Source organism: Kordia sp. (assembly GCF_045105435.1).
Taxonomy (GTDB): domain Bacteria; phylum Bacteroidota; class Bacteroidia; order Flavobacteriales; family Flavobacteriaceae; genus Kordia.
Window position 1 is genome coordinate 1 of record NZ_JBGCDL010000032.1, and the last position, 8324, is coordinate 8324.

Sequence of the window (8324 nt, forward strand, 5' to 3'; positions counted from 1 at the left end):
TTTTCTGGTGAAAACTGGAAAAATACGCCACTCATTACAGGTCGTAAATCATCGTTTCCAGATGCAAAAATAGTTTTGCTAATCGCAGTAGCCAAAACATGTCCATCAATTGTTGTTGCGCTTGGCTCTTTCAACTCTACCGAAGCAGGAAATTCGTCTCCATCAGCGTATGCTAGTGCATATTTACCGTGATTAGAGCTAATTTCAACCGTATTATTATCTTCCATAACAAACGTTAGTGGTTGCTCTGGAAATGTTTTTAAAGTATCTAATAATAACTTTGCAGGAACTGCAATATTTCCTGTGCTATCTGATTCTACCGTTAAAACCGACGACATCGTAGTTTCTAAATCGGAAGCAGATACTTTCAATTCGTTTTCATTCAGTTGAAAAAGGAAATTATCTAAAATAGGTAAAGTGTTACTATTATTAATTACGCCTCCTAAAATTTGAAGTTGTTTTAATAAATATGTACTTGATACAATAAATTTCATGTGTTTGTGTTCTATTTAAAGTTCAAAAATAATTCTTCCCAGTCAAATTACATAGCTTTTAAGCGCTAAATTCATGCGAAAAGAATCACATTGTTATATTCCTACAAATATATCTTAAATGTCGTTGTAAAGAAAGGAAACTTATTAACAAACTATTTGGCAAATTTACGTTTGCGAATATATGTAAATACAATCCCAAAAACAGCTAGGATTGCAAGCGGAAAGCCAATGTTTATCCATTGCCAGTATCCTTTTTCGTCGGTTACTTTCTGAGTATCTAAGAATGCTAATTTTAATTGTTTGGAACGAATGTTTATAAGTCCGTTATTATCCAAAAGGTAATTTACCGAATTTAATAGGAATTCTTTGTTTCCATATTGACGTTTTGTAATGATGTCATAGCCTAATTCTTGTGGTTGTCCACGTGATATTTGGTTTTTAATGACATCGCCATCCGAAATGACTAACATTTTAGATTCACCTTTGTTTTTTGCATCTTTTAGTTGGAACGGTTTTTTAGGTTTCCCCAAAAATGCAGATTGAAACATTCCTTCTAATAAAACCGCTAAATTTTGATTGCCTTTCCCTTGATAAGTCTCTGGCGCAGGTTCATTTTCGATGACATTTAGATAAATTTCTTTCGGAATTCCTTCCAATTTAGATTGTGGCGAACTTTTAAGTAATACAGTTTTCTCAGGACCACGTTTTAAAAGCTCAATCTCATTGGCAAATTCAAAACGTACCAAATTTGTATTGTTTGTAATAGGATGATTCAAATCTGTTTGTGCTAACGGATTGTAGCGCCATTGTACAGGTAAATATTGTGCGTTGTTGCCTTCTCCGAATTCCATTCCGATCGCGGCACATTGCATGTCATTTACTAATTTCGGATTGATACGAATTCCGTAGTTTAGGAAGAAATCTTGCAAGCCTAAATCTCTAGGAAACGCCAATGTTTTTCCTTTTGCACGGATACTATCTAATTCAGCTTGCGCCGTTTCTACCAACCAAAGCGATTTTCCACCTTGCATTGTGTATTGATCAAGAATATACTTGTCTTGTTCAGAAAACTTTTTTGTTGGTTTTGGAATGATGGCTAAATCGAAACGTGCTAAGTTTTTTAATGTTTTTATTGGATCGTCAGGAAAAGCACTCAAATCAAAAGGAGCAATTCTATAGTAATCGCGCAAACTTTGTACAAAGCTTGCAATATAAATATCGTCCAATTCGTCATTTCCTTTTAAAATGGCAATTGTTTGTTTTTCAATAAGCGTCAATTTGGTAAATGCATCTGCAAAGGCATATTCCAAATGTTGTACAGAGTTTGCAATTTTTTCTTCATTAGAACTTGCAACATTATTTTTGTATAATTGAATTTTTACTGTTTTATCGTTGTGCGTAGCAACTGCCCATGGATACACGACTTCGCGTGAAACTTTATTTGCAGCTTCTTCCGTAATGTATCTAGGTTCCATGCCATAACTTGCCAATCTTTCAGTTTCATTTTCCTTGATCGGATCAATAAAAACATATGCTACATTGTCGTTATGTGCTGAAAATTCTTGTAATAATTGTTCGGTTTCATCAGCCAAACGTTTGTATTCGGTTGGTAAATCTCCTTTTAGGAATACCGTAATGATCATGGGTGTTTTTACTGTTGTAAGTGTATTTTTTGATGCTTCTGATAAGGTATAGCGTTTGTCTTGGGTTAAATCGAAACGAGTAAATACACTGCTTGCAATGACATTCAGAATGATTAATCCGATAAGGACAAAAGCGATTTTAACACTAATATGGAGTTCTTTTTTCAAGCTTATCGTTTTTTAAGTTGTACTACAGTTAAGAATAAAAAGAAAACTGTGATGCTTATAAAGTAAATGACATCGCGTGTATCAATAACACCGCGCGCAATGCTGTCAAAGTGATGTTTCATTCCAAATTTTTCAATCGTAGGATTTAGGTCTCCGAAAATATCCGCATTTGCGATTCCTTCAAAACCAAAATACATGACAAAACAGATAAATACTGCTACAATAAATGCAACAATTTGATTCTGCGAAAGTGTCGAAGTGAATACGCCAATACTTGTGTAGGCCGCAATTAAAAACAGCAATCCAAAATAGGAGCCAAGCGTGCTACCAATGTCTAAATTCCCAGCGGGATTTCCTAAATTCCAAACCGTATACACGTATAAAAGTGTCGGAATCAACGCAAGTAAGATCAATACAAACGCACCAAAATACTTTCCCAATACAATTTGCCAACCCGAAATTGGTTTTGTCAATAACAACTCTAGCGTTCCCAAACGTTTTTCTTCCGAGAAACTTCGCATGGTAATGGCAGGAATTAAAAAGATAAGAATCCAAGGTGCTAGGGTGAAAAATGGTGTTAAATCTGCGAACCCGTAGTTGAAAATATTGAATTCACTTTTAAAAAACCATAAGAATAATCCGTTGAGAATTAAAAATAAGGCAATCACCAAATATCCTATAGACGAGGAAAAAAAGGAATTGATTTCTTTTCTGAGTATGGCTAACATTTAGTTCTTTTTTAATACAATTATATCTTGATATGATAAGGTATTTTCAGTTCTTCCAGACCATTCGCCTGGAAAATAGTTGGCAATTTCGAAGCCTTTTGCTTCAAACTGTGCAAAAATATAGTCTTTGTCAAAAGCAACATTGGCTTCTTTTACTTTTTCGTCCATTAGTGCGTAATTACCACGATCGACTTTAAAATTCATTTTGCTTGTTGTCATGTGCTCGCGAGACGTTTCATCCAAAATAAAAAAAGTAGCCAAACATATTTTTTCGCTGTCTAACACACGGTTAATTTCTCCTAAATAATGCAAAACATCTTCGGGCATCATGTGTGTAAAAACGGAAGTTAAAAAGGCAAAATCGAAACTTGACGCTTCATACGGAAACGTAAAATTTTTGGCTTCTTCGTTCGTATTCAGATTGTATAAATCGTTCTTTAACGGCGTATGCGTAAATTCAAAATTTGGATATTTACTCGTAATATGTTCCGTACACCAATTGACTCCTTGTGCAACGACATCAAAGCCTTTGTAGCTTCCTGTTGCGTTTAAAAAGTCGGTAAACGGAATTGCCATACGACCAATTCCTGAACCAATATCTAAAATTCGGCTGTTTGGCTGAATGTTTCCGTAGTCTTTAAAATACTTAAAAAAAAGCTTTCCAATTTCTATATAATTTCCTGGACCTGTGTATACATATCCTTTTGGCGGTTCGAGTTCGTGACGTTTTCTAAAAAGATCAACAGGCGCATATACTACCTTTCTCAGTAATAATCGTTGTTTGGGCGATAAGCGGTAATATAATGATCTTAACATATTTTGTAACTAGCAATTCGTTTTACGGAATCTATGATTGTGTAACGTTTGGTTATGACTTCTAGTATTTATAATTTAGGATAAACTTACTAACTTATCAACACTCCACGCGTATGGTTTGTCGTTAAACATAGCTTTGGTTTGTTTCCAGACATTTTTGAACAATTCGGAATTGCGATAGGCTTCCAAATTATCTACATGTTTCCAATGGCTATAGGTAAAGAAAATTTCAGGATTGTTCTTGTCTTGATACAGCTCTAAAAATTCACAACCTTCACGATCTTTGATCGACTGTTTTTTTTCTTCAAACATCGCCAAAAAATCGGGAATGTATTTTGAGTGAAAACTCATCTTAACTATGCGTACAAACATAAACTATATAAAATTAATCGTTATAGTATCTCTAAATCGCAATCCAAAAAGGGTAGAAGCGCTTCCAACCGTTTGCGGATTACTTTTGTAAATGGCCAACTCTATAAAGTTTGCCGAATTAAATAATGCCAATCGTTTGCCATCTTCTTCACGTTTGTGTTTTTCTAAATTAAAATTGATGGCATCACTGTAACATTCGTGAATGGTTTTGAACTTGTAATTACGTGCCGAAATTTCAAAATTGCGTCCTTTTCCAACATCTTTAAACAGTTTTCGGGTGATATTCGTCACTACATTTCCGTAATTGTCAATATAAATCACATTTCCAATAATCTGCGATTCGTCTGTATTTACCACAGGTTTGATGCCTGTTAAATGTTTTATGTCTTGAATCGTTTTCCCAATCACTTCAAGCGTTCCGCCACGTGCAATATGACAAGCAACTTGCACAAAAACGTCTAAAACGGGAAAATTTGTTTCAATTCGATCGTGAATATTTATTTCCACAATCTTTTCAGGAACAATCTCAGCAGCAATCAAACTCATAATTCCGTTATCGGCACATACGAAAAAATGACCGTCCAATTTAAGCGCAATGTGTTTATTTTCAGGATTCAACTCAGAGTCAATACCTATGATATGAATACTTCCTTTTGGAAAGCTATTAAACGCATTTTGGATCACATAAGACGCTTCCGTAATGCTAAACGGATTTATACTGTGCGAGATATCAACAATGCGGACATCGGGTAGTTCACTATAAATAGCTCCTTTAACTGCGCCCACAAAATGGTCTTTCTCCCCAAAATCAGTTGTCAGTGTTATAATTGCCATTGGCGAATTGTTGATATTTTTTTAATTTTAATTTAGTAAAAAATGGTAAGTTTGCTTTGCAAATCTAAAAAAACAAAACGGAAATCTAATCTTTAATACGAGTCGCTTTTGAACGAAATTATTTTTGAACTTTCTGAGATCAGTCCCAGAGAGTTTTTTGGTCAACAAAATACCAACATTGAATCGCTAAAAAAATACTTCCCAAAACTTAAAATTGTAGCGAGAGGAAATAAGATAAAAGCCTACGGAGATGAAGCTTTATTGGAAGAGTTTGATAAGCGATTAACGATGCTTATGGAGCATTTTGGTAAATACAACAAAATTGACGAAAATGTCATTGAGCGTGTATTGACAAGCGAAAGTTCTAAAGATTATGATACGTCAGATTCTAGCGGACAAGTATTGTTACACGGAACCAACGGAAAACTTATCAAAGCTATTACGGCCAATCAACGCAAGTTGGTCGATAAGATGAGCAAGAATGATATGGTGTTTGCTATTGGTCCTGCCGGAACAGGAAAAACGTATACAGGAGTCGCATTAGCCGTAAAAGCTTTAAAGAATAAAGAAGTAAAACGAATTATTTTAACGCGTCCTGCGGTAGAAGCTGGCGAAAGTTTAGGTTTTTTACCGGGCGATTTAAAAGAAAAACTAGATCCGTATATGCAACCTTTGTATGACGCTTTGCGCGATATGATTCCGCCAGAGCGACTTGCCAATTATATAGAAAACGGGACCATTCAAATTGCACCAATGGCGTTTATGCGTGGACGTACGCTAGATAATGCCTTTGTAATTTTGGATGAAGCTCAAAATACTACGCATGCGCAAATGAAGATGTTTTTGACGCGTATGGGGAAAAATGCAAAATTTATGTTGACAGGTGATCCTGGACAAATAGATTTACCAAGACGTGTGACTTCTGGACTGAAAGAAGCATTATTGGTTTTAAAAGACGTCAAAGGAATCGGAATTATCTATTTAGATGATAAAGATGTGGTGCGTCACCGATTGGTAAAGAGAGTTATTGAAGCGTATAAGAGTATTGAACATCAGAATTGATTTAGTATTGAGATGTTAGTATTGAGTATTGAGAAGTTTCAAATAAAATAGCTAAACGTCACTTCGAGTGATTTTTTGTAATAAAATGAAGAAAAATAGTATCGAGAAGTACTATGAAGTAAGCATTTTAAAATAACGAATAAACAAATCAACAAATAACGAATAACGAATAACGAATAACGAATTTAAAATGTAAAAGTGCTTTCTAAGAACTTTTTGAGTTTTATAATAAATGTATTTAAGTTTTATGTTTTTTGGAAGTTATTCAAACAAATTGACGAATAGCGAATAATGAATTTATAAGTTTTTGAATTACAAGACGTCACTTCGAGTGATTTTAGAATAAAATTGTATCGAGAAGTACTATGAATTTATGAGATTTAGTTTCAAAGCATTTCTCGATACTAAATTCTTTCAGAATTTTACTCGAAATGACGTTTTGAAAAATTGAAATAACCAATAACGAATTTAAAATGTAAAAGTGCTTTCTAAGAACCTTTTGAGTTTTATAATAAATGTATTTAAGTTTTTATGTTTTTTGGAAGTTATTCAAACAAATAACGAATAACGAATAAACAAATACTAAATAACGAATTTAAAATGTAAAAGTGCTTTCTAAGAACCTTTTGAGTTTTATAATAAATGTATTTAAGTTTTATGTTTTTTGGAAGTTATTCAAACAAATTGACGAATAATGAATAACCAATAAACGAATACACAACCAACAACCCACAACTAACAACAACACAATGAGTAACACAATTACGGAGACGAATTTTAACTTTCCGAATCAAACTGCAAAATACACAGGAAAAGTACGTGAAGTATATACAATAAACGATGATCTTTTGGTGATGATAGCTTCTGATCGTTTGTCTGCTTTTGATGTGGTGATGCCAAAAGGAATTCCGTTTAAGGGACAAATTCTGAATCAGATTGCCACAAAAATGATGAAAGCTACCGAACATTTGGTGCCAAATTGGTTGATTGCGACACCAGATCCAAATGTAGCTATTGGTCACAATTGCGAACCTTTTAAGGTAGAAATGGTGATTCGTGGGTATATGTCTGGTCATGCTGCACGCGAATACAAAGCAGGAAAACGTATACTTTGTGGTGTTGCAATGCCAGAAGGAATGATTGAAAACGATAAATTTCCTGCGCCAATCATTACACCAGCTACAAAGGCGGAAATGGGCGAACATGATGAAGATATTTCTCGTTCAGCCATTTTAGCCAAAGGAATTGTTTCTGAAGAAGATTATATTCAATTAGAAAAATACACACGATTGTTATTTGAAGAAGGAACAAAAATCGCCAAAGAACGCGGTTTGATTTTGGTGGATACGAAATATGAATTCGGAAAAACAAAAGAGGGCAAAATCCTTCTAATTGATGAAATTCACACACCAGATTCTTCTCGTTATTTCTATGCAGATACATACGAAGAATTGCAAGCTAAGCAAGCACCTCAGAAACAATTATCGAAAGAATTTGTACGTCAATGGTTAATCAGCAATGACTTTCAAGGTTTAGAAGGTCAAAAAGTTCCTTTTATGAGTGATGCATATATTGACTCTGTTTCCGATCGTTATATTGAATTATACGAAAACATTACAGGAGATACGTTTGAAAAAGCAGATGTTTCCAATATTTTAAATAGAATAGAGGAGAACGTAGTTTCTTTTTTGAAAAAATAGTTGTCAGTTGCTTGTTTTAGTTGATTCTAATTATATTTCTGTAATAACTAGTGTAATCTTAAATTAAAGAGCATTCATAAAAATATAAAAAGGCTGTCTAAAAGTCGATAAGTCGTCAAACCGAACTTGATTCGGTTTCTCATCACAGTTGAAACTCAACTCAATGAGATTCTGGATGAAGTCCAGAATGACACTCTTAACAGCTTTTTAGACAGCCTTTTTTAGTAAAGTATTTGGTAATAGTTGAAATGCTGTTTGATAGTTCTAACAATTAAAAACCAACAACTAGCGCAACTATTTAATCTCTTTCATTGCATTATCAATCAATGTTTTTAAGTGTGCTTTGTGTGCTTTTGTCGCCAAATTACCCAAACCATTTACTGTATATCTTCGGATTGTTTTTAAGTTGTAAATCGCCATAGATTTCGCAATATTATTAAAACGTCCGTTTGATCTTCCTGTCAACATTTCAATCAACATACTTGTATATTCAATCTGTAAATTTTG

8 protein-coding genes and 1 pseudogene are annotated in these 8324 nt (G+C 34.0%); 2 read left to right on the forward strand and 7 right to left on the reverse strand.

Annotated elements, in window-relative coordinates:
• The 6 genes and pseudogenes from AB8B65_RS01305 to AB8B65_RS01330 form a co-directional block, all read right to left on the reverse strand.
• Positions 1-494, reverse strand: a pseudogene (locus AB8B65_RS01305) (DNA polymerase III subunit beta); the annotation flags it as partial.
• A 152-nt stretch (positions 495-646) separates the two neighbouring features.
• Positions 647-2305: a gliding motility-associated ABC transporter substrate-binding protein GldG gene (gldG, locus tag AB8B65_RS01310; protein ID WP_405298985.1), complete on the reverse strand. Its 1659-nt coding sequence runs from the start codon at positions 2303-2305 to the stop codon at positions 647-649.
• 2 nt (positions 2306-2307) lie between these two features.
• Positions 2308-3033, reverse strand: coding sequence for a gliding motility-associated ABC transporter permease subunit GldF (gene gldF, locus AB8B65_RS01315; RefSeq protein WP_405298986.1), 726 nt, complete (start codon positions 3031-3033; stop codon positions 2308-2310).
• Positions 3034-3849 carry a class I SAM-dependent methyltransferase gene (locus tag AB8B65_RS01320; RefSeq protein ID WP_405298987.1) on the reverse strand — a complete coding sequence of 272 codons (816 nt, stop codon included), beginning with the start codon at positions 3847-3849 and terminating at the stop codon, positions 3034-3036.
• Positions 3850-3924: 75 nt separating this feature from the next.
• Positions 3925-4221 carry a putative quinol monooxygenase gene (locus AB8B65_RS01325; RefSeq protein WP_405298988.1) on the reverse strand — a complete coding sequence of 99 codons (297 nt, stop codon included), beginning with the start codon at positions 4219-4221 and terminating at the stop codon, positions 3925-3927.
• Positions 4222-4224: 3 nt separating this feature from the next.
• Positions 4225-5055 (reverse strand): S-adenosyl-l-methionine hydroxide adenosyltransferase family protein, encoded by an 831-nt coding sequence (locus tag AB8B65_RS01330; RefSeq protein WP_405298989.1) that lies wholly within the window; start codon positions 5053-5055, stop codon positions 4225-4227.
• Between the two features lie 108 nt (positions 5056-5163).
• Between AB8B65_RS01330 and AB8B65_RS01335 the strand changes: the two genes are divergently transcribed.
• Together AB8B65_RS01335 and AB8B65_RS01340 are read left to right on the forward strand one after the other, a co-directional pair.
• Entirely contained in the window at positions 5164-6117 is a 954-nt protein-coding gene (locus AB8B65_RS01335; protein ID WP_405298990.1) for a PhoH family protein, read from the forward strand.
• A gap of 749 nt (positions 6118-6866) precedes the next feature.
• A complete protein-coding gene (locus tag AB8B65_RS01340; RefSeq protein WP_405298991.1) occupies positions 6867-7817 on the forward strand; it encodes a phosphoribosylaminoimidazolesuccinocarboxamide synthase in 951 nt (316 codons plus the stop codon).
• 294 nt (positions 7818-8111) lie between these two features.
• On the opposite strand, the gene AB8B65_RS01345 is transcribed toward AB8B65_RS01340, so the two are convergent.
• Positions 8112-8324, reverse strand: a 213-nt coding sequence (locus AB8B65_RS01345) for a hypothetical protein (RefSeq protein WP_405298992.1), incomplete at its 5' end; no start/stop codon positions are given.

What these genes read in the sequence shown, in the direction of transcription:
- AB8B65_RS01325 (WP_405298988.1), bottom strand. Translation starts at nt 4,221, where the DNA reads ATGTTTGTACGCATAGTTAAGATGAGTTTTCACTCAAAATACATTCCC.
- AB8B65_RS01340 (WP_405298991.1), top strand. Translation starts at nt 6,867, where the DNA reads ATGAGTAACACAATTACGGAGACGAATTTTAACTTTCCGAATCAAACT.
- AB8B65_RS01330 (WP_405298989.1), bottom strand. Translation starts at nt 5,055, where the DNA reads ATGGCAATTATAACACTGACAACTGATTTTGGGGAGAAAGACCATTTT.
- AB8B65_RS01320 (WP_405298987.1), bottom strand. Translation starts at nt 3,849, where the DNA reads ATGTTAAGATCATTATATTACCGCTTATCGCCCAAACAACGATTATTA.
- gldF (WP_405298986.1), bottom strand. Translation starts at nt 3,033, where the DNA reads ATGTTAGCCATACTCAGAAAAGAAATCAATTCCTTTTTTTCCTCGTCT.